Source organism: Micromonospora sp. WMMD735, assembly GCF_049178995.1.
In the GTDB taxonomy this organism is placed as follows: domain Bacteria; phylum Actinomycetota; class Actinomycetes; order Mycobacteriales; family Micromonosporaceae; genus Micromonospora; species Micromonospora wenchangensis.
Genome location: NZ_JBMHMJ010000002.1, coordinates 2,601,639 through 2,620,363, shown reverse-complemented (window position 1 = coordinate 2,620,363; position 18,725 = coordinate 2,601,639). Strand labels below are relative to the sequence as shown.

Sequence of the window (18,725 nt, the reverse complement as noted above, 5' to 3'; positions counted from 1 at the left end):
GGCCGCCCGCGGGACGTGGGCCGGTGGCCAGTGGACTCCGCAGATCTCCGGAAGTCGTCCGGCCCGGTGGGGCTCACCCTGCGCGGGCCCGCATAGATGCCTCTGGTCGCGCCCAGGTGGAGCGGCGCGTGGGGACTGCTTCCTTGGTTTCGACGTCGAGGTCGAGGATGTCCAGTTCTGCAGAGTCGCCGAGTTTGAGCAGGGTCAAGATCCGGGTGATCAGGAATCGGCGAACCGCTCGTCGTCGGGGCGTGCCGTCGTGTGCGCGGAGGTGCTCACGCATTCTTTGCCAGGCGTCCGACTCGCTGCCGGAAGTGGCGACGCGGGTCGTGGCGACGAACCGTCGCCAGCGCTGTCGGGGCTGGGTCTCGACGGCGGCGATCTCTGTGACGATGTGCTGCAACAGCCGCATCTGCCTCTCGACTTCGGCGCGCTGCCGCGCAAGATCGTCGACCTCGTGGCGGGCGGCGTCGATGATCACCTTGACGTCGGCACGGGCTTGGCGGAGCAGTGCGCTGGCCTGACGTCGGGCACTGCTGATGATCTCGTCGGTGGTTTCGACGCCGGCGGCGTGTTCGACTGCGGGGCAACAGTCGGCAGTCAGCGGTGACAGGGGAGCGGGGTCGCCGTCGTCGTGGGGGCGGTAGCCGGCCTTCGCGGCGACTTGGTACCACCGGCGGGCCCGGGCCAGGTCGTCGTCGGGTGTCGGCGCTGTGTCGATGCTGGTGTTGGCGGTGAGCACGGAGCGGTATTCGAGCAGCATCGCCAGGCGTACGGCGGCGTCGGCGACATCGCGGACCGCGGCGACGTGGAGCCAGTGCTCGGCGAGGTCTCGTTGTCCATGGATTTGGTAGTGCACACCGAGCAGGTAGGCGGAATAGCCGAGTTCAACGTCGGCGATGGTGTCGTCCATCTGTCGGCGCTGCTTCGGGTCGGCCGCCCGGCAAGCGTGCAGGTGCAGGACCCGCCGGGCCTCGACCGAGGTGTTGCGGGTCGACCGGGGACCCAGGCAGGTGTCTACGGCACTTTTTAGTTCGTCGGCAATGCTCACGTGAGGTTCCCTCCGTCGAGGTCGGCTCTCGCGCCGGCCATTCGTCCAGCCAGCCGCTCGTACAGGGTGCGCAGTCCTCGGGCTTTGTGGGTCTTGAGGGCCGACACGCTGATACCGAGGATTTCCGCGGCGGTGGACTGGTCGAGGTCACAGACTTCAGTCAGCACCACGGCTTCCCGTTGTCGGGTCGGCAGCCGACGCAATGCGGCGAGCAGGTCCAGTTTCTGATCCAGGTCACGGCCAGGACCAGCGGTGTGTTCCTCGGTGTCATGGTGTTGTTCCAGTGAGTCCATCTGCACCGGTACGGCACTGCGCCGGGCGAGCTGCTGGCGTGCCAGCCGGTACATCAGGATCTCGGGCCGCGAGTAGCGGCCCCAGTATCGTCGCACCTGGATCATGACCTCCTGTACGACATCCTCGGCAGCGTGCCGGTCGCCGGTCCACGCCGCCACGGCCTTGAACAGCTTTCCTCGCCACGCTGTGTAGAAGGAGATGAATTGCTCGTTCGCCTCATCGGTGGTCACCTCCCGCATCCCGCGCCCGCGTCGTAGGACACGGGGCAGGCGTAGCTCGGGCGCTGACGCCCGTGGTGTGACCTGCGCCAATCGTGGTCGGCGACGGGACGGGTGCACCATCTCGACCAGTGCATGCCACCGCACCACGGTGTACCTAGCACGGACATCCTCCTCGGGGGCGTGAACGACGTGAATCGTCGCTACTCAGAAGAGGCTCGCGGACAGTGATGAGGTCTACACGTTCCAACGAATCGTGACCTTGCTGTGACGGAATGCGATGATCACCGGTCGTGCGTGGCCGCAGGCGCTCGTCCAAGGGGAGTAAGCGCTGTGCCCACTATGGGGCCGAGCTGAGATACGCCTGGTCGTGATATGTGTAGGCGACCTGTCCGGTCTGGGCGGCGAGCCCCCGGTGGGAATAGTAGGACGATTCGTCAGCAGAGCCTGCCGCGGGTGAGACACGGGTGATCTTGCCGGTGGCGGCGCGGTACAGGAAGACGCTGTAGCCCTGTGGGCTTCCACCGGGCAGCAGCGTGGAGGTGGCGGCGAACGCCACCCTGGGCCCGTCGTCCGCCACCCCGCACACGTTCAGCGGGGGGACGACGATCGCGGGGACCTCCACCCGGTCGAGCAACAACCGGTAGACGATGTCGCTACCGGCCGGGGTGAGCCGGACGATGGCGGTGTGCGCGTCGGGGGCGCTGGGCACGACCTGTTCCACGCAGATGTTGCCGCCGTTCCACCAGCACTTTCCGGCAAGGAACGCGGTGGTGGTCCGGGTGGCCAGGGTGAAGCGGAAAGCACTGTTCTGGCTCTGGCCGCAGCAGTCCACAGTGAAGTAGACGGTCGCGCCGTCGCCCGCGAATCCCACGTCCCACGGGCTGCGTGGCAGATTCTGCCGAGGAATTTCTGCGCTACCTGATCGAGGAAGCTCGCGTGCCGACCGACGTCGACCCCGACCGGTTCCCCGCGGTTGCCGCCTTCATCACGCCCGACGGAGCTGACGGACCCGCCGTGGTGACTCGCGTGCGCAACCACCTCGTCCACCCCACGGAACCCGACGAACTCGCCCGCCATCCGGGCCTGGTGCAGGAGACGTTGCTGCTGCAACGCCGCTACCTCGTGATGCTCGTGTTGCACGACATCGGGTACCGCAGCCACGTAGTGGACCCAGCCAACCGAACCGCCTGGGACGGGGACGCCCGCCCGGCTCCCTGGCTTGCTGGCACAGCCCAACCCCCGATGCCGCCGGCACGAAGGGAGATCCAGGCCGCACGGCGTCGGGAACGAATCGAAAGTGGCCGGCGGCAGCAGCGACCGCGGCGGTGGTGCAGACGGCCGCTGCCTTCGACGCGGCGAACTCGGCGCTGGTTCAGTAGCGCCCCGCTCGATCAGTGCTTTGCCGATAGTCTCTGAACATGGTGTCCGATCATGGGAGCAACTGGGCCTCCCGAATGAGAGTCGCCACGCGTGACTGGTTCTTGAAGACGTTGCCCGGGTAGGCATTACCTGGAAACACGTCCACCAGGGCTGTCACATACGAGGCGACTTCCGCGTCGAGAGACGCTAGCCGAGCGTCAAGGTCGCTGTCGGGCTCAGCGAGAAACTTGTCGCCCAACTTGCGGAAAACTACATGCGCGATCGCGCGTCGCCCATGCGTCGCGATGCCCGATTCGATGCCCTCCGCCACACGCTCGACGCGATCCAGTGCCTGGTCGATCGCCGCCACGATGGTGACCGCACGGCTGAGCCTGAGTGGATCGGTGTTTGGGTTGAATAGGGCCTTATACACCGAGTTGTCGGAGAACAAGCGGGAGACTTCTCGCTTCGCTGTTACGGCATGCCCAAGTGCAGAAGAGGCGCAGGCCAAAGCAATGGCAGCTTGGCGAAGGCTGATGACCTTGCCCGGCTCCGTCGACTTCGGTACCTCCGCCGATCGAAGTAGGTACTCGAACCCGAGGACTTGCAACTCCTGCCGGAGTCGGTGCTGCTCCTGGTCGAGGAAGGCGAAATCCTGACCTGAGACCTCGTTCTGAGTGTTGGCAAAACGGGTGATGCGGCGACCCAGGTCCTCTTCCTCTTTGGGTACCTCGATGCACCTGACGAGCACGAAGGCGTTCCCCAGATTGCTCTCAAAGTCGCCGCCCTTCGCCGATCCGAGTGTGGAAACGGTCTGTGCGCCGTTGACGACGCTGGCACCGCTCAGCCGGAAGTAGCCGACGTCCCGATTTAGCGCACCGCCGGGACCGATGCCGATCGACTCAGCGAGAACGGTGATGCCGTTGTTGTAGTAGACGAACCGCTGCGGATCAGTCCTGATCGTCTCCAGGATACCCTCGTTGATGTCCGAGCGGGGAATGACCACACGGATGTTGTCTGCGAAGAGCTCAGCCCCGTGCTGCTCGTACCAGATGGCGATCTCGGCCGCACTTACCCTGCCGTAGTACATCTTCTGAGGTTCGGAAGCGCGGCCCCAGTCAAGCATCTGCAGATCGATGTCTACCGCCGGCTGCGCATGATCAGAGATCGACTTAAAGAGAGCGGCCTGAGCAAGGTGGACATGACTGGCGAGAGGTTCGGTATTCTCAAGATCGTTGAGCTGACTCAAGAGTTCCGCGATGGGGGCCTCCACCTCGGCGGCAAGCGGTTCACTCGCTGTTGTGACAGTCACCAGCCGGATGCGCGCGCCGGGCTTGGTGAGCATGCCGCTCACTGCAGCCCTCGTCTCCGGAGTCGCGTTCACGGGCTCGGCATCGTCCTTCATCCCGAGGATCGATCGCACGCCATGGAGGAATTTCAGCACGTCACCTAAGGCCATTGAGCCCTTGCCATCCTGACGCCACTTCGACTGGACAAGGACCACCACCTTTACTGATTGATCAATTCCGATCGCATCGATGCCGTGATCCTGCTCGCCGTCTGTGATCTCTACCAGGCGACTGTTGTCGCCCTCCGGCCCCAGCGCAAGGTGGACGGCATGCAAGGCGAGCAGACGCGAGAGATTCGCGACAGCGTCGAGATTGCCGTTCCATCGACTCTCCTGATGGAGCGAACGGACGTGGGTCTCGATCTGGCTAACATGAAACTTACTCAAGAGTCTTCCTCGATGGCCGTTGCTATAGCGGACGGTGACGTACTCTACGGACCCGAATCTGACCGTACACACCTTCGTGGACCTTGAGGAGTGGGTTCCCGGGCAGGTGGATGTCGACCACCCTCAGCGAGCAACTAGTGAGTTAGGTCGATGGATCCGCCGCGGCGAGGACCGCTGCGGCCGCCGCTGTCGCAACCCGGCACGGTGGAGTTCGTCAGGCGGGGGATACTCCCATCCGACCAGCTCACACGCCCGGCCAGTCACGGCGAACGCCGCGGCGTCACGCGGCTTGATCCGGTCGACTGGTCGGCAGTCCACCACCAGGCCCCGCCCGTCGGCCAGCCGGGCGAAGTAGTCCGGCGCGTGCGAACGGCGCCGGCCGGAAGCCTCGTCGTCCCAGAACAGCCAGAACGGCTGCGACGCGATCCCGGCCACCGCTGGGTCGAAGTCGAGCAGCATCAGGTGATCGCGCTTCAGCCACGACTCGTACCCGCCGTGAGCGCCGGTCGTCGACGACCACCACAAGCCCGGGAAGTTGCGCTGCCGCTTGTACGACGGGAAGCCGCGTACCGGCTTGACTAGCTCGAGCAGCACTCCCGCCGAGTCGATCAAGGAGGTGCGGACCTCCGATCCCTCGGCGCCGACGTAGCCGACCTCGAACTCAGCCGTCAGCGGCCCACCCAGGCCCGGCACCGCGCGCAGCACCCCGGCACCGTACCGGACGTGCCACCTCAATCCGGACGCGTATTGGGTTCGGGGCGGAACGCGGGCAGACTTTAGAGTGGTGCCGTGAGTAACCAGCCGGTCCGCGACGCCTACTCGCGCATGTCCGAGCAGTACATCGCCCTGTTCGATGGTGACTGGCAGGCCCACGTGGATGACACGGCCCTTGTCCGAGGCCACCTCGTCGGCTTGGACGGTGCCGTGCTCGATCTCGGTTGCGGCCCCGGGCATTGGAGCGCCTACCTGCATTCGCTCGGTGCCAACGTGACCGGCGTCGACTTGGTACCTGAGTTCATCGGCTACGCCCGGACCCACTTTCCCGGGCCGGCGTTCCAGCTCGGATCAATGACGGACCTGGACCTTCCCGACCACTCGGTGGCCGGCATCCTCTCCTGGTACTCGACCATCCACCTACCGCCATCGGAGCTGGATGCGGTACTCGCCGAGTTCCGCCGGATGCTGCCTCCTTCCGGGAACCTGGTGATCGGCTTCTTCGACAGCGACGACGATGTGGTTGCGTTCGGCCACAAGGTCCACACGGCATACCGCTGGCCCGTAGACACATTCTCTGCCCGCCTGGCAAAGGCTGGTTTCACCGAACTTCAGCGCCTGCAGCAGCAGTCCCCGGACCGCCCGGACCGCAAGTACGCGGCCATTGCCGCAACAGTCGCCGCGCCGTAGTGCCCGATCGGCACAGCTGGCTGCCGGTCGAGACCAAGTACACGCACACTCATCGGGAAGCCTGTCACCGTCAGAAGTTGGCTTTTCCCACCCAGGATACGTACCGCGTCGGCGTAGGACAGCGATCGACTCATGTTCTCAGCCTGCCCGCTCGGCGGCTGAGCCGGAATCGGCAACTCAGCGGAATAAGGGTGCGCTGCGGCTCATCCTCTTCGCGCCCTCGGGACGGTGTGAGGCAGCTTCAGGCGCAACGCACAACCGCTGGGAGCTGGTCCTCGACGCCGCGCTGAGGGTAACGGCGGGCGCGAAACGCAAGCCGGTGACGGGTGTGCGCCGGGTGCGTAGCGTCGGCGTCATGAGGGTGCTGCTGCGTGATGGGCCTGGTGACGGGCAGGTCGTGCCCGGCGGCGGAGAGACCGTGGTGTGGCGGGCCTGTCTGTACGAGCTGACGACTGAGTGGGCCCACCGCCAGGGGCGAGACCTGCGCGTGTACCGCCACCGTGGCGACTGCTGCGAGCCTCGTGCCCGAGGAGCCGAAGACCGCTGCGAATGAGCGGTTCTTGCGCCTGCGCCTGCGCAGCTATCGAACATGTGAGCGATTCCGTCGTAAACGAGGTGGTTCGGCGATGGTGGAACGGCGTGCGGGGGCGTCTCGCCCGCCGCGACGTCTGGCTGGTGCGCCAAGCCCGTTGGAGGGTGATCGCCCGGGTCGGCGACAGCGAGACCGGTCAGGTTTTCCGCTGGGGGTTCGACTCCCAGACCGAGGCTCGGGCGATGATCGACCGCCTCTGCCAACCGCTCTTGCCGGGGTCGTGGCGCGAGCACTCCTCTCGCGACTGACTTTGGCTGTTTTCCTACTGCGGTGCGTGCAGCGGGGATTCCGCCTGGTGAGCGGTGGGAAGGTCTGCTGTGAGGTTCCCCCGGTTTGCCGGAGGGTTAGTTACCTGGCGCCGGTGGGCTCAGGCTGAACGATAGCCGTCTGGTCGTGTCGGGCCTGGTGGGTGTGCCAGGCGGTTTCGTACTCGTCTGGGGATCGCCAGCCGAGGTCTTTCTGGATGCGGCGGGTGTTGTACCAGCCGTCGATGTAGGTGAAGATCGCGTTCTCGGCCTCGTCGCGGGTGCGCCACGAGTTGCGGTAGACCAGTTCGATCTTCAACGTCGACCAGAAGTTCTCCATCAGGGCGTTGTCGTAGCTGTCGCCGACCGACCCCATGGAGGGCAGGATGCCGTTGTCGGCCAGGCGTTGGGCGAAGCGGAACGACGTGTAGTTCGACCCGCGGTCTGAGTGGTGGATCAGTTGGCCGTCGCGGACGTCGCGGGACCAGATGCCGTATTCGAGGGCGCCGAGGATCAGGTCGGTGTCGCAGCGGTCAGAGCAGCGCCAGCCCACGATGCGGTTGGAGAACACGTCCCGCACTGCGGCCAGCCAGAACACGCCCTCACCGCAGGGGATGCGGGTGGCGTCGGCGACCCACAACCGGTTCGGCGCCGCAGCCGTGGACTGCCGGTTCACCAGATCGGGAGCCGGTGTCGCCTTCGGGTTCGACCGGGTCGACGGGATGCGCCACTTCTTGCGCAGGAACGCCCCTTGCAGGCCGGCGGTCCGCATCAACCGCTCCACCCGCTTGCGACCCACCTGGCGGCCCTGCCGGCGCAGCATGGCGTGCACCCTTGGACTGCCGTAGGTGCCACCCGATACGTCGTGGATCTCCGCGATCTCCACCGCCAGTTCCGCATCCTCCCGCCGCCGAACACACGGGTTGGCGGCCTGGGCGAGCCAGCCGTAGTAGGTCGACGGGGCGACGTTGAGGACCCGGAGGACGGGCTCGACCCCGAAGCGATCGCGTAGCTCGTTGACGAGCGTCACGACCGTCGCCGGGTCGGGTCGAGTTCCGAGGCGAAAAAAGCCGACGCGGCTTTCAGGATCTCGTTGGCCCGCTTCAGCTCGGCATTCTCCCGCCGTAGCCGGCGCAGCTCCTCAACCTCCGAGGTCGTCGGCCGGTCGTCACGCTGACCGCGGTCGGCCTCGTCCTGGCGGATCCAGTTGCGCAACGCTTCGTGATGCACACCAAGCTGGCGTGCCAGCTGCCGGATCACGGGCTTCGGGTCCGACTCCCGATACAAGCGCACCGCACGTTCACGCAGCTCATCGGGGTACTTCTTCGGTGCTGCCACGGATGACTCCCTTCAGCTCCATCAGAGCATGATCGAAAGCCTCCGAGCTACCGGGGGAACCTCAACTCAAGATCTTGGTTTGGCCAGTAACGGCGGTTGGGCGGCCGCCCACATCTGCCCGGCCGGATGGTGCGATGCCACGGTCGTAGGCCGCCGCCACGCCGCTGTCACGCATGTTCCTTCTCTAAGCCAAGTCGCTTGTGAGTGCGCGCCTCCAACACCTTGCGAACCTGCGCCATGGTGGCCGAGGCTGCCCCCGACGTCGCCGCCAGCCGCGCGGTGCGCAACCACCGCCGCCTACTAGACATCCACGGTCGCCTGACGGTCCATCGACACCCCGCCGGAACCGCGCTGGACGAGCGCGTACGTACTCTGCTCGCATGAGTGAGGCCAGGCGCGTCGCTGTGATCACCGGCTCCAACCGTGGGCTCGGGAAGGCCATCGCCCGGGGCATAGCCCGGACCGGCGCCCATGCGGTCGTCACGGCTCGTACCGAGGAAGCCGCCGTGCGGGCTGCTGACGAACTATCCGCGGAGGGACTCTCCGCATCCGGCCATCAGCTCGACATCGCCGACCCAGCCAGCGTCGCTCGCGTGATGGCCGACGTGGGCTACCAGTACGGCCGGTTGGACATCCTGGTGAACAACGCCGGCATCGCCATCGACCGTGGCCAGGCGGCGGCCAGCGCCGACATCGAGAAGGTGCGAGCAACCCTGGACACCAACATCATGGGAACCTGGCGCTGCTGCACTTCGGCCATCCCGGAGATGAGGAAGAACAGATACGGCAGGATCGTCAACGTCTCAAGCCACATGGGCACCTTTGGCGAGATGGGGCCGGGGAGTGTTTCCTATCGGGTGTCCAAGGTGGGAGTGAACGCTCTGACCTGCATTCTCGCGGCTGAGTTGAAGGACGACGGCATTCTGGTGAATGCCGCCTCACCAGGAAAGGTCGACACCCGTCTGGCCTACGGAAAGGCGAACTGTACGCCAGACGAGGCTGCGGATACCTTCGTGTGGCTTGCCACACTGCCCTCGGATGGCCCCACCGGGAGGCTCTTCTTCCAGCGACGGCCCTTAGCCTGGTAGCCCGCATACGGTACGGGCGTCCTCGGTTGCCATTTAGGCTAGTACAACACCCGCCGCTGCCACTCCACCCTGGACTACATGAGTCTGGCCGAATACGAGGAGAGCACCTATTCCGGTAGGCCAACCAGCAAGATGGCGTGAGATCAACTTATTGAGCGACCTAATCCGTCAAACCGGGTCAACCCCACCCGGTATCGGTGCTGATCCTCGCCGTTTCGAGCACACGGCAGCTTGTCCCGACGGTGCCGGAACAAGCCAACTTGGACCAAACGTCAAATGAGTTATGAGTCTCAGGAGAACAAGTCGGGTGCGTGGCGGTGGGCTCTGCGGGCGAGGTCGGGGACTGGAAAGACGCCGGCTGAGGTCAGATCGACGATAGTGATCTGTGGGCCGGCGACGATGCGGTCCAGTAGATCCTCCTGGTGTGGCTCCAGGTCGACGAGGCGGCGGAGCATGGTCAACAGGTCGTTGAGTTCCGCGGTCCACTCGTGTGGCCAGCGGTCGACATGGATCGCATCAAGCGGGCTGGACCGGCGCCCACCGGGGTTGGCCTTGCGGTAGGAGAACCATTTCTTGATCACCTGCATCCCGCCGACGTCGTACTCCCAGACGTCGGCGGTGACTGGAGCGAACGAACCGGTTCCGACGTGCAGAGTCTCGGTTATGGGATTATGGCTGATGGTGTCGGGCAGCGAGTCGACGGTGATCGCGGTGGTGTTCAGCGGGCGTCGGGGATCATCGGCTGGGTAGCGGATGTTTCCCTTTGGGCGCTCGGATGTCGGGTCGGAGAATGCCTCGCCGTAGGTGTGCAGCCAGATGACCTGATGGCCGACGGCCACGGCCTCGGCCCACAGTTGGGGATCCGCGGTGAAAGGCACTCGGATTCCGGGCGTGACCAGTTCCTCGGCGAACCGTGGGGTGAACGCGCGGTGTGCCGCAGTGCCGGCGATGTATGCGACCAGGTCTTCGACTGACACGGCGAACCCGAGTCGGCCGCTAAGCGAGGCAAGCAGCAGCGGCGGCACGTTGGGCACACCGCCCGCGTGCCGCATCGGAAGCACACGGCCGCCCTCGGAACCCTTGAAGTGGTGCATGTCCGGGACCAGCGCTGCGAAGGTGATAGCAGGGCCGCTGGTCAGCGGCGCCGAATGAAGCTCACTGATGAATATCTGGCCGGCGTCGACTGCTCGCCAGAGATCTGGACGCGAGAAGTCGATGAGCCGGCTGTCCGGAATGATCCACTGCCGGTCGAAGCTTCGGAACGCGATTCGCACTGGCGGTCGACATTCGCTCTGATCCTCGGCAAGGGTCTTTTGGTGAGCCTCAAAGCCGGGGAGGGGCTCGACTCTTGTATCGATCGTGCGGTCGCGCGTCTCCTTCATCAGCTCCTTGCGCTCATCACGGTTGCTGGCACTCTTAAGCCCAGACCACCGGTCTTGGAGCACGCTCGGATGCGGCGCATAGACCCAGGTGCGATTGGGCTTGACTCCGGGCGCGGCCCATGGCAGCAGATCGCCCAGGGCCGGGTAGTCGTCCCAGGCAGACTCGGCTGCTGGGGTAAGTGGGGCGGTCCAGTCTGTGCGTGCCGGCCGCCAACCGTCGCCGTCGAGAGTTAGGTTCTGAAGCTGGTTGTACTTGGCCTGCCGGCGGCCATGGAGGGCGGTGTACCAGATCCGGGCGGGTTGCTCGCGGTCGGTGTCGGGGCGACGGACGAAGATGCCGATGGCCAGTGGCTGTTGGACGCCGGGGAAGACACGGGTGGGGACGTCGGGGCGCATGCCTTCCGGGGAAACGTCGATGATCCAGCCCTCGTCGCAGGTTTCGCGGAGGTACTTGCGCATGCCCTTGAAGCCGGGACCGCGTAGATAGCCGGCGGTGGTGATGAACGCGACGACGCCTTGCCCCTGGTCTTGGTGCGCGTCGAAGGCTTTCCAGGTGGCCCAGCGCCAGAAGTAGACGTAGAGGTTCTTGAGCACGTACTCGGTGCGGCCGTTGCCGGCCAGCCGGAAGGCGTTCAGCGGGGCAGGCGTGTGTGGTGAGCCGTTCTCGACCCATCCGCCGAGTCCTTCTGCTCGTTCCCGGTAGGGCGGGTTACCGATGACCACGGTGACCGGCTGGTCTGCCTTGATCTTGTTCGCCCGCCGTCGGGACCGTGACAGAGGTGCGTAGGTGGACGCGATCAGTTGTTCCTCGGCGTACGGGTCGTCGAGGGTGTCGGTGACGTACAGGTGCTGGCCACCGGCCGGGAGCGAGGCCTGGTACTTGCGCAGCATGTCGGACTGGCGCAGCTCGGCAACGGCGTACGGCCCCATCTGCAACTCGAAGCCGATCAGCCGCGTGGCGAGCTGCTCGATGGCCTGCGGTACCGCACCCGGGCCTTCGGCGTCGGTGACCTGCTCGGCGACGCGTTTAATGATCGCGTGCAGGAACGTGCCGGTGCCCATAGCCGGGTCGACGGTGACAACCTGCGGGGACCAGAACCCGTCGGCACAGCCAAGCCGGGTGCGTAGGACGTCTTCGACCAGGCGGGCCATCTCGGTGACGACCTGAGTCGGCGTGTAGTAGGTGCCAGAGGCCTTGCGTAGATCGTCGTCGTAGACCTCAAGGAAGTCTTCGTACAGGTGCAAGTAGGCATCGGCGCGGCCAGCGCGGATGCGGTCCCACTGCACCGCGTCTACGACCCGGACGAGTAGGTCGAGGGAGACCCGGAACCGGTCGGAGACACTGTCAGTGAGCAGTTGTAAGGCCTTACCCATGACCGAGTGGGTGTCGCCGAGCTTGCGGCCTACCTCGTGCAGGTTGCCGTCGGTCAGCGGAATGTTCTCGGAGCGTGCTAGGAGCAGGGCGAAGGTGACCGCCTGGGCGTAGCCGTCGGCGAAGACTTTGTTGTCCGCCGTGGGGAACAGCAGGCGCCGCCAGTCCTTGGCCAGACCAGTGAAAGGCTGCTCTCCCTCGGCGTGCCCGGCGCGGATTGCTGTCGCCTCGCGGTCGAGCTGGTCGAGGACCTCTTGTCGGAGTAGACGGCACAGCGGGGCGATCGCTCGGACGAGCTGCTGCACGGACCGGATCGCCGCAGGTTTCCAGGTCAGGAAGTCGCGTAGCAGTTGCTCGAAGCGGCCGTCGCGTACGGTCAGCAGGCTGCCGGCGGTGGCGAAGGACCTGTCGAGGTGGACAGTGTCGCCGACCTGCTCGCCGTCACGGTAGAGCATCCACGAGCCGCCGTTGGTGTACAGCAGGTTCGGCAGATCCTTCAACCGTTCCCACTGGGTGCGGTTGTGCCCGCGGAACGTGGCCGGGTCGATGCTCGTGCTGGGCTTCTTGACCTCCAAGTAGCCGGTGATCCCCCCGTTGACCCGGATCGCGTAGTCGGGCCGGACCTTCAAGTCGTCGAGCGCGGTCTCCGGGTAGTAGGTCATGGCCACGCCGAGGTGGTCGCAGAACGCACGTAGCAGCCGCTCTATGGGCGGGCGGATAGCCGCCTCAGGTTCACCCGGGCCCGCCAATGCGATCTTGCATTCCTGGCCAAAATCTGAGACGGCTGAGCGCAGCCACTCCCCAAAAGCACCAGCCACAAGGCCCCCAGACCACCTCTGCGACAATCAGTGCCTGCGACACTAGAGGATCAATGGCCCGCAGCGCTCGCTCGCCCCCTCCTGCCGCTCCCAACGTCGATCTTCCCCGGTGGCCAAAGTCGACGACGTCGGCTGAGTGTGGGTAGGCCGCCGCGCGGCGAACGGACTGCTTCTCCCCGATGCCAGGTTCGGTCGAGGTGGACTGGCGTGGCCCAGAGGCAAGGGGCGCAGCGGGGCATCAGGATCAACAGGTTCCGAAGCAGGACATTCCTCTCCCACCCTGCTGTCCCGATCTAACTCCGTCGATTCCTGGCCGTACGGCGATATTGTGTTGCGCTGAAGGGGGGTTACGTGACTGGGACGGATCGCCGTCAGAGACGCCTACTGGACTTGCTCTACTGCCACGACCGCGACTACCCGGGCAAGGAATCGTGGATCATGGATCTACCGGGGGCGTGGCAGCGTCCGATGCTAGAGGACCTCTGGCGGAGAACCCTCTGGGAGTTGGACAGGCGAGGGTTGATCAAGCTCTTCGAAGCGACGAGCTTCGAGGACACCAGAGTCATGATCACGGACGCCGGTCGCGTGGACGTCGAATCGCGCGGTCTGCGTCGATTGGACCCGGTCCAGCGGAACAGTGCGGCACGTGACGCGGTAGTGCGATTCTTGCACGTAGCACCCGGCCATCAGGGGAGGGACTTGCGCTCGCTACTTGAGAGCCGATTTGGCCGCTTCGAGGGCGAGTTGTTTACCCCGGATGACATACGTCAGGCGACGGCTTATCTGGCGCAGAAGCGTATGGCCGACGTGGATGAGATAGATGAGGGGCATTGGTGGACTCCTCGATTGACTGATCTTGGCATCGACTGCGCAGAGCATTTTGGGGGGTCAGTGGCCGACTATTTGAGCCACAACGAAGGCAAGGCCGCAAACACGACGGTGAACTTCCATGGCCCGGTGACGGGCAGCAACGTGGTGTGGAGTAGCCGCGAGATCACGCAGGCTGTGAGGGTGAGTACAGGTCTTGCCGGCGATGAACTCGCGGCGCTGATTGGTGCGATCAAACAGTCGCTGCCAGTGCTGGGTCTGACCGAGGCCGAGTCGACGCGCCTGCGCGGCCAGTTGGAGGTCGCAGAGGGCGAGCTGGAGAGCGAAGAGCCCGACACGGGAGCGATCAAGTCGGTGCTGAAGCGCGTGGTAGCCAAGATTGACGATGTAGCGACTACCTCTCTTGGTTTCCTGCTCACCGCATACGCGAAGCACCTCATGGAAAAGGCCGGGGTTCCACTCGCCTGACTGAAGACCCAGCAGACCTGGTGTTCCCTGTCATCCTGGGATTGACCCAGGCTGCAGTGCTGGCCATCGTTGTTGGAAAAGGCTCAGTCCTCGGATGGCGAGGCGTCGTCGCCGAGCTGAAGGCCGATCTGCAGCGAGATCCTCGCCAGCGGCGACAGTGCGGGGAAATCGCGCTCCACCTGCCATGGGCGGATATCTCGTTGCCGCATTACTCGCGCGGATAGGGCTACTGCGCCGGCCAGATCTAGATCGATTAAGTCAGTTTGGGCGCGGCCTGTCGACCAGTGGTGGTCATCAACCGTGGCAAGCTCTAGTTGCCGGCTGTGCGCCTCGGCGAGGTCGGTGATGATCTGCGCCAGGTCACGTTTGATCCCTTCGGCATCGGACTCCAGATAGCAAAGCAGGCTACCGAGCCGCCACCAGGTCGAAAAGGGCTGGGATGTTACGCCGACCGCCGTCGTTCGTTGCGCCTGGGGCGCGTCAGCGAGCCGCGACCGGACGTCAGTGGCGTCGAGGGCCGCCGTGAGCAATAGGTAGCGCTGCTGCGCAGGTGTTGTAATTGCTGCCGAGCCGAGCAGTCTGGTGTCTGTGATCTGAGAATTGGACAGCAGGGCGTCGAGCTGTTCGGCGGCCGAGGCCGACCGTTCTCTGTCTCCCGCCGCAGCGACGCTTAGAAAGTCACCGAATGGCAACCCGAGCTCACTGTAGCCACTGCTGGCCTTCAGTAAAGTTATCCGGCCGGTTTGTGTGTCGAGAAGCAACTCAGCGATGGCGGCGTTTCGCAATGCGTCCGCAACCTCGGCCAGCCGCACCCAGGGCCTCCCGCCAAGGGATCGTTGGGTCCTCCGCAAGCGTTGACCGACCGCCCCTGCCTCCTTGCCTACGAGGTTGATGACGCGGTTGCCAAAGCCTCCGGAAGGGTAATCCCGCACTAAGTCAGCCAAGTCGCGTACGTCGAAAGTAGGCTCTTCCAACTCTGCGTATGCGCGATAGAAGCGGGCACGAGCCGCGACCGTGGCCGGATCGAGCCGCAACGCCCCCCACAACTGCTCCGGTAGCGTCATAGCATGCTCCGTTCCGCAAGCAGTGCCGCAGGATGACAGAAATCGAGATTCAGCAGGAGATCGGTGAGCCTGAGCCTGCCATCCGGTGCAGGCTCGTACCGCTCCGCGCACAGGATCTGTGCGGAGGGGACATGCAGCTTGGCCGCCACCTCGCCCTGCCAGTACCAGCCGGAGTATGCGCGGCCATGGTTCAGCTCCCGGATCTCTTCGGCAACCGTAGGGATCCGGACAGCAGGGTTGGCACCCACAACCACGTAGCAGTAGAGGACCCAGCCGGGGCACGCGGGCTTTGCTGGGTCCGAGTAGTCCGTGGTGGCGAACTCCAGAGCGGTGCGAAGCGCGCGATGGGTGATGTTGGTTCTGGCCGCCACGTCGCGGTCGACGCAACCGGCTGACAGTGATATGAAAGGAGTCACCTCGCAGAACTTCCGGCCCGTACTCGGTTCCACGCTGTTAAAGCTGTTCACGTGGCGGTCTAGGTTCTCCTCGGTGAGACGCCCCATGGCAACCCCCACTGGGAAAGGCATACCCCTTCTTGAGTGGGAATTCCAGTCACGGCAGAGCAGGCCCGTTGGATTGGTGAGAATCTGCTCGATGTCCTCCCTGTTGAGTTTCGACAGCCCCTTGCAGCACCATTGGATAATCATCTCGAAGCTGCCTTCGGTGCAGGCTGTGTGCCGATTTCGGATCCGAGCACCGCAGTCAGCGATTGGTACCGCCGCTTGATCGCATCAGGCGGGGTCCGTTCGGCTTCGTGTGTGAACATTGCATCCCAAGTTGCTTCCCAGTACTCGGTGAATGCCTTGACCCGGCTTCCATGCTGAGACGTAAGCCCTGTACGTAGCTGTGCGCTGGAACCGGGGGCCACGAAAGTCTTGAACAGAACTGAGATGAATGCGTCGTATGCAACTACTGCCGAGGTCGAAAAGAATGGGCTGTTGGCGTGGAAGAGCCGATCGAGTCGCCGCTTTCGTAGCAGGACCTCGGGTGGCGAAAGCTCCTTCCAGTTGCCCACCCATGTGAAATAGCAGAACAAGTCGTTGAGATCAGGCAAGGCGGCAGTGAGCAGCTCGATACGCTTCTCAACCAGCTTCTGGCTGAACCACTGCCGGTTCTCAGCACGCTTTAACGCGCGGCTGAACACAGCGGCTAACACGGCCACAGCGACCGGAACCATGCCGCCGATGACGAGCTTGACGACCTCCAGGCTGTTCCACACCGAAGCGGCGAGCACGTGCAGCTCCCTCCCATCATCGTCGACGATGGCATCGTTGCAGATCGCTTCTGTCGCGTCATCCTCCGCAAGTACGCACCCGTCGGTCCCGGAGTGCCGGCGTTCTGTACGGCAGGACCTGTTTCGGGTGGCCGGCCGCCCTCATGGTGCTCAGCACCATCGCCCGAACGCGTCCGAATGCACCGCGAGGCTCGGTACGGCGACACGGCCAAGGGGTGCGGCAGGCCCAAGTGATTGACCGCGAACACATGTCGACCTGTGGCTCGGAACATCAACGACTGAAAACCGGACTCGGCCTCTACCACTACGAAGGCCGCACCTGGCAAGGCTGGCACCACCGCGTCACCCTCGTATCCGCCGCCGACGCCTTCTGCATCCTGCAACGCCTCGACCCAAGAGCCCCGCGCCGGCCTGACCCTCTACGCCCTACTCCGCGAACTACAAGCCCTCCCGGCCAGGCTGATCGGCGCATGCCCCACCTGCAGAACCCGCTTCCCTACAAGAAGGAAAGCCCCGCGACCGTCTCCGATCATGGCAAGGCACTACTATGTGGTCACTCACTTGGCTCAAGCGAGGCTGAGTAGGTCTACCTCGAACGCCCTCATCGACCGCCAACCAAGCAGCTTGACGACTTCAAAGCTCATGTTGCGCTGGGTGTACTCAGTGAACACGGGGTCGACTTCGGCGGCAAGGGCGTCGAAGCAACCTACGACTCCGGCCTTGAAGCTCCGATCCTCCCAGTGAAGCGCTTGGTTCCGAGCCTGCCAAATCACGTTCCTGAGACACCCCGAGGTGCCGATCTGTCGACCCTGCGGTGCCGACGCAAGTCCGCCGTGGACGATGGATATCCCCTGCTTGCCTTGTTGTATCAGAGCACCCGCGAGCGCCTCAGCCGAGAACCGGTGGGTGTCGACTGCGGCTTGGAGCTCAGGTAGCAGGGTGCCCTGATCGTGATGTTGTTTGTCAGCCCCCCAGTACGCATCCCAGTGCATCCCGGCCGCTAGCGCGACATCCTCCGCATCCTCGGCGTTCAACGCGAGCCACGCCGCTCGTCCGTACTCGTCCTCCATCTGCCTGGTGAGCCCTTCAAGTCGGCTTTGAAGGTCTTGCAGCACGTTGTACTCATCCCAGATCACCGGGAGGAGGCTTGTAACGGCGTGTCGAACCTCGTCTACATAGTTGCTCATTGACATGGCCGGACTGCCCACAGTTACGATCACCTTTCATTGGGGTATTCCCATGCTACGGAGGCGGCCTTACCTGCATGCCTATGTCCGTCGGCACTGAGCGGCACTGAGCGGCACTGAGGTGCGCCCGCATGCCCGTGATCGACACCGACCAACACGTCACCGACCAGACCGACCCGACCTCGATCGCCGTACAACATCAGACCGGATCCCGCGATGGCCGTCTCTTACACCACCAGCGCGGACGCGACCGGTGCTTGCGCAATCTCGATACGCTACTGAGGTGGGTCGTCGCCATCTCGGCCGCGTCGGCTTGGTGGGAGGCATGGTGAGACGAACCCTAGTGATCGGTTCGGCTATCTTGGCCCTGCTCACTGGTTGTCAGCCGACCGGCTCACCTACCCGCGTTTCTGCCACGCCGACCGTCTCCCAGTCCTCGGGGACCCCAACCTCCGCGTGGTCGCCTACGCCCGAGCAGAGGTCGCCCTCTCCGCTGCGGGCTGAGACTACGGTAGGTTCAGAAGTCGCGGCTGAAGTTGAACCGGTCGAACCGGGCGGTGGAGAGTGCGGGGAAGACTACTACCGTAACGTCGACGGCGACTGCGTCCACCGACCGGTCTCGGGTGGCGCGGAACCACCGTCGGGCGCAACCGCCCGATGCGGAGATGGCACCTACAGCTTCAGCCAACACCGCAGAGGTACCTGTTCACACCATGGCGGGGCCGAGATCTGGTACTGACAGGGGTTGGGCAATTTGCGGTTACAGGTAGGAGGGCACTCGGTGTCGGCGTACAGGTTCGCGTGGCCTGCCGCGTACGACTGAACGTGCCCAGCCCGTCGTACGCGCTCCCGCTTCTCATGATCAGAAATACTTCGACGTAGATCAGTGGCGGGAGGGCATGCCACTGCGGCCTTGCGAGGGCCGGAGCGCCCGCTAACCCGACCCGCCGGACCTGGAGGCTGGTCTCTCGCGAGCACTGCGGCAGTGGGTCGAGACCAAGCCGACCCGCACCGCAGCCGCGCAGCGGCGAGGAGCGGAAGCGGC

The 18,725-nt window shown here is 64.6% G+C and carries 19 protein-coding genes; 7 read left to right on the top strand and 12 right to left on the bottom strand.

Annotation, left to right across the window (positions count from 1 at the left end; genetic code table 11):
* Positions 1-73 precede the first annotated feature (73 nt).
* The 3 genes from ACN268_RS11090 to ACN268_RS11080 form a co-directional block, all read right to left on the bottom strand.
* Positions 74-1,051, bottom strand: a complete 978-nt coding sequence (locus ACN268_RS11090) for a hypothetical protein (protein WP_421483103.1) — start codon at positions 1,049-1,051, stop codon at positions 74-76.
* Positions 1,048-1,575, bottom strand: coding sequence for an RNA polymerase sigma factor (locus ACN268_RS11085; RefSeq protein WP_421483102.1), 528 nt, complete (start codon positions 1,573-1,575; stop codon positions 1,048-1,050). The genes ACN268_RS11090 and ACN268_RS11085 overlap by 4 nt, the downstream gene beginning before the upstream one ends.
* Before the next feature lie 328 nt (positions 1,576-1,903).
* Positions 1,904-2,437, bottom strand: a complete 534-nt coding sequence (locus tag ACN268_RS11080) for a hypothetical protein (protein ID WP_421483101.1) — start codon at positions 2,435-2,437, stop codon at positions 1,904-1,906.
* A gap of 14 nt (positions 2,438-2,451) precedes the next feature.
* On the opposite strand from ACN268_RS11080, the gene ACN268_RS11075 reads away from it, so the two are divergent.
* Entirely contained in the window at positions 2,452-2,982 is a 531-nt protein-coding gene (locus ACN268_RS11075) for a hypothetical protein (RefSeq protein WP_421483100.1), read from the top strand.
* Between the two features lie 13 nt (positions 2,983-2,995).
* Here the strand turns inward: ACN268_RS11075 and ACN268_RS11070 are convergent, their stop codons facing one another.
* Both ACN268_RS11070 and ACN268_RS11065 read right to left on the bottom strand, forming a co-directional pair.
* Positions 2,996-4,660, bottom strand: a complete 1,665-nt coding sequence (locus ACN268_RS11070) for an AIPR family protein (RefSeq protein WP_421483098.1) — start codon at positions 4,658-4,660, stop codon at positions 2,996-2,998.
* A gap of 123 nt (positions 4,661-4,783) precedes the next feature.
* Positions 4,784-5,365 carry a TnsA-like heteromeric transposase endonuclease subunit gene (locus tag ACN268_RS11065; protein WP_421483096.1) on the bottom strand — a complete coding sequence of 194 codons (582 nt, stop codon included), beginning with the start codon at positions 5,363-5,365 and terminating at the stop codon, positions 4,784-4,786.
* 120 nt (positions 5,366-5,485) lie between these two features.
* Between ACN268_RS11065 and ACN268_RS11060 the strand changes: the two genes are divergently transcribed.
* Both ACN268_RS11060 and ACN268_RS11055 read left to right on the top strand, forming a co-directional pair.
* The gene (locus ACN268_RS11060) at positions 5,486-6,064 is read left to right on the top strand and encodes a class I SAM-dependent methyltransferase (RefSeq protein ID WP_421486854.1); all 579 of its coding nucleotides are present in this window, start codon (positions 5,486-5,488) and stop codon (positions 6,062-6,064) included.
* Positions 6,065-6,419: 355 nt separating this feature from the next.
* Positions 6,420-6,617: a hypothetical protein gene (locus ACN268_RS11055; protein ID WP_421483095.1), complete on the top strand. Its 198-nt coding sequence runs from the start codon at positions 6,420-6,422 to the stop codon at positions 6,615-6,617.
* 387 nt (positions 6,618-7,004) lie between these two features.
* Here the strand turns inward: ACN268_RS11055 and ACN268_RS11050 are convergent, their stop codons facing one another.
* Together ACN268_RS11050 and ACN268_RS11045 are read right to left on the bottom strand one after the other, a co-directional pair.
* Positions 7,005-7,931: an IS3 family transposase gene (locus ACN268_RS11050; protein ID WP_421483094.1), complete on the bottom strand. Its 927-nt coding sequence runs from the start codon at positions 7,929-7,931 to the stop codon at positions 7,005-7,007.
* On the bottom strand, positions 7,928-8,239 hold the full coding sequence (locus ACN268_RS11045) for a transposase (RefSeq protein WP_204924187.1): 312 nt from the start codon (positions 8,237-8,239) through the stop codon (positions 7,928-7,930). Before ACN268_RS11045 ends, ACN268_RS11050 begins: the two co-directional genes overlap by 4 nt.
* 380 nt (positions 8,240-8,619) lie before the next feature.
* On the opposite strand from ACN268_RS11045, the gene ACN268_RS11040 reads away from it, so the two are divergent.
* Positions 8,620-9,327: an SDR family oxidoreductase gene (locus ACN268_RS11040; RefSeq protein ID WP_421483093.1), complete on the top strand. Its 708-nt coding sequence runs from the start codon at positions 8,620-8,622 to the stop codon at positions 9,325-9,327.
* A 290-nt stretch (positions 9,328-9,617) separates the two neighbouring features.
* On the opposite strand, the gene ACN268_RS11035 is transcribed toward ACN268_RS11040, so the two are convergent.
* On the bottom strand, positions 9,618-12,743 hold the full coding sequence (locus ACN268_RS11035) for a type ISP restriction/modification enzyme (protein WP_421486853.1): 3,126 nt from the start codon (positions 12,741-12,743) through the stop codon (positions 9,618-9,620).
* Positions 12,744-13,418: 675 nt separating this feature from the next.
* Between ACN268_RS11035 and ACN268_RS11030 the strand changes: the two genes are divergently transcribed.
* Entirely contained in the window at positions 13,419-14,195 is a 777-nt protein-coding gene (locus ACN268_RS11030; protein WP_421483092.1) for a hypothetical protein, read from the top strand.
* 83 nt (positions 14,196-14,278) lie between these two features.
* Here the strand turns inward: ACN268_RS11030 and ACN268_RS11025 are convergent, their stop codons facing one another.
* From ACN268_RS11025 to ACN268_RS11010, 4 genes are all read right to left on the bottom strand, one after another.
* Positions 14,279-15,259, bottom strand: a complete 981-nt coding sequence (locus ACN268_RS11025; RefSeq protein ID WP_421483091.1) for a hypothetical protein — start codon at positions 15,257-15,259, stop codon at positions 14,279-14,281.
* Positions 15,256-15,906: a hypothetical protein gene (locus ACN268_RS11020; protein WP_421483090.1), complete on the bottom strand. Its 651-nt coding sequence runs from the start codon at positions 15,904-15,906 to the stop codon at positions 15,256-15,258. The genes ACN268_RS11025 and ACN268_RS11020 overlap by 4 nt, the downstream gene beginning before the upstream one ends.
* On the bottom strand, positions 15,903-16,493 hold the full coding sequence (locus ACN268_RS11015; RefSeq protein WP_421483089.1) for a hypothetical protein: 591 nt from the start codon (positions 16,491-16,493) through the stop codon (positions 15,903-15,905). Before ACN268_RS11015 ends, ACN268_RS11020 begins: the two co-directional genes overlap by 4 nt.
* A gap of 566 nt (positions 16,494-17,059) precedes the next feature.
* Positions 17,060-17,713 carry a hypothetical protein gene (locus ACN268_RS11010; protein ID WP_421483088.1) on the bottom strand — a complete coding sequence of 218 codons (654 nt, stop codon included), beginning with the start codon at positions 17,711-17,713 and terminating at the stop codon, positions 17,060-17,062.
* 98 nt (positions 17,714-17,811) lie between these two features.
* Between ACN268_RS11010 and ACN268_RS11005 the strand changes: the two genes are divergently transcribed.
* A complete protein-coding gene (locus ACN268_RS11005) occupies positions 17,812-18,012 on the top strand; it encodes a hypothetical protein (protein ID WP_421483086.1) in 201 nt (66 codons plus the stop codon).
* Positions 18,006-18,419, top strand: a complete 414-nt coding sequence (locus tag ACN268_RS11000) for a DUF3761 domain-containing protein (protein WP_421483085.1) — start codon at positions 18,006-18,008, stop codon at positions 18,417-18,419. Before ACN268_RS11005 ends, ACN268_RS11000 begins: the two co-directional genes overlap by 7 nt.
* Positions 18,420-18,725 lie beyond the last annotated feature (306 nt).

Coding starts and splice junctions, on each gene's coding strand:
- ACN268_RS11055 (WP_421483095.1), top strand. CDS start 6,420: ATGAGGGTGCTGCTGCGTGATGGGCCTGGTGACGGGCAGGTCGTGCCC.
- ACN268_RS11040 (WP_421483093.1), top strand. CDS start 8,620: ATGAGTGAGGCCAGGCGCGTCGCTGTGATCACCGGCTCCAACCGTGGG.
- ACN268_RS11060 (WP_421486854.1), top strand. CDS start 5,486: ATGTCCGAGCAGTACATCGCCCTGTTCGATGGTGACTGGCAGGCCCAC.
- ACN268_RS11005 (WP_421483086.1), top strand. CDS start 17,812: ATGCCCGTGATCGACACCGACCAACACGTCACCGACCAGACCGACCCG.
- ACN268_RS11025 (WP_421483091.1), bottom strand. CDS start 15,259: ATGACGCTACCGGAGCAGTTGTGGGGGGCGTTGCGGCTCGATCCGGCC.
- ACN268_RS11020 (WP_421483090.1), bottom strand. CDS start 15,906: ATGATTATCCAATGGTGCTGCAAGGGGCTGTCGAAACTCAACAGGGAG.
- ACN268_RS11000 (WP_421483085.1), top strand. CDS start 18,006: ATGGTGAGACGAACCCTAGTGATCGGTTCGGCTATCTTGGCCCTGCTC.
- ACN268_RS11035 (WP_421486853.1), bottom strand. CDS start 12,743: ATGACCTACTACCCGGAGACCGCGCTCGACGACTTGAAGGTCCGGCCC.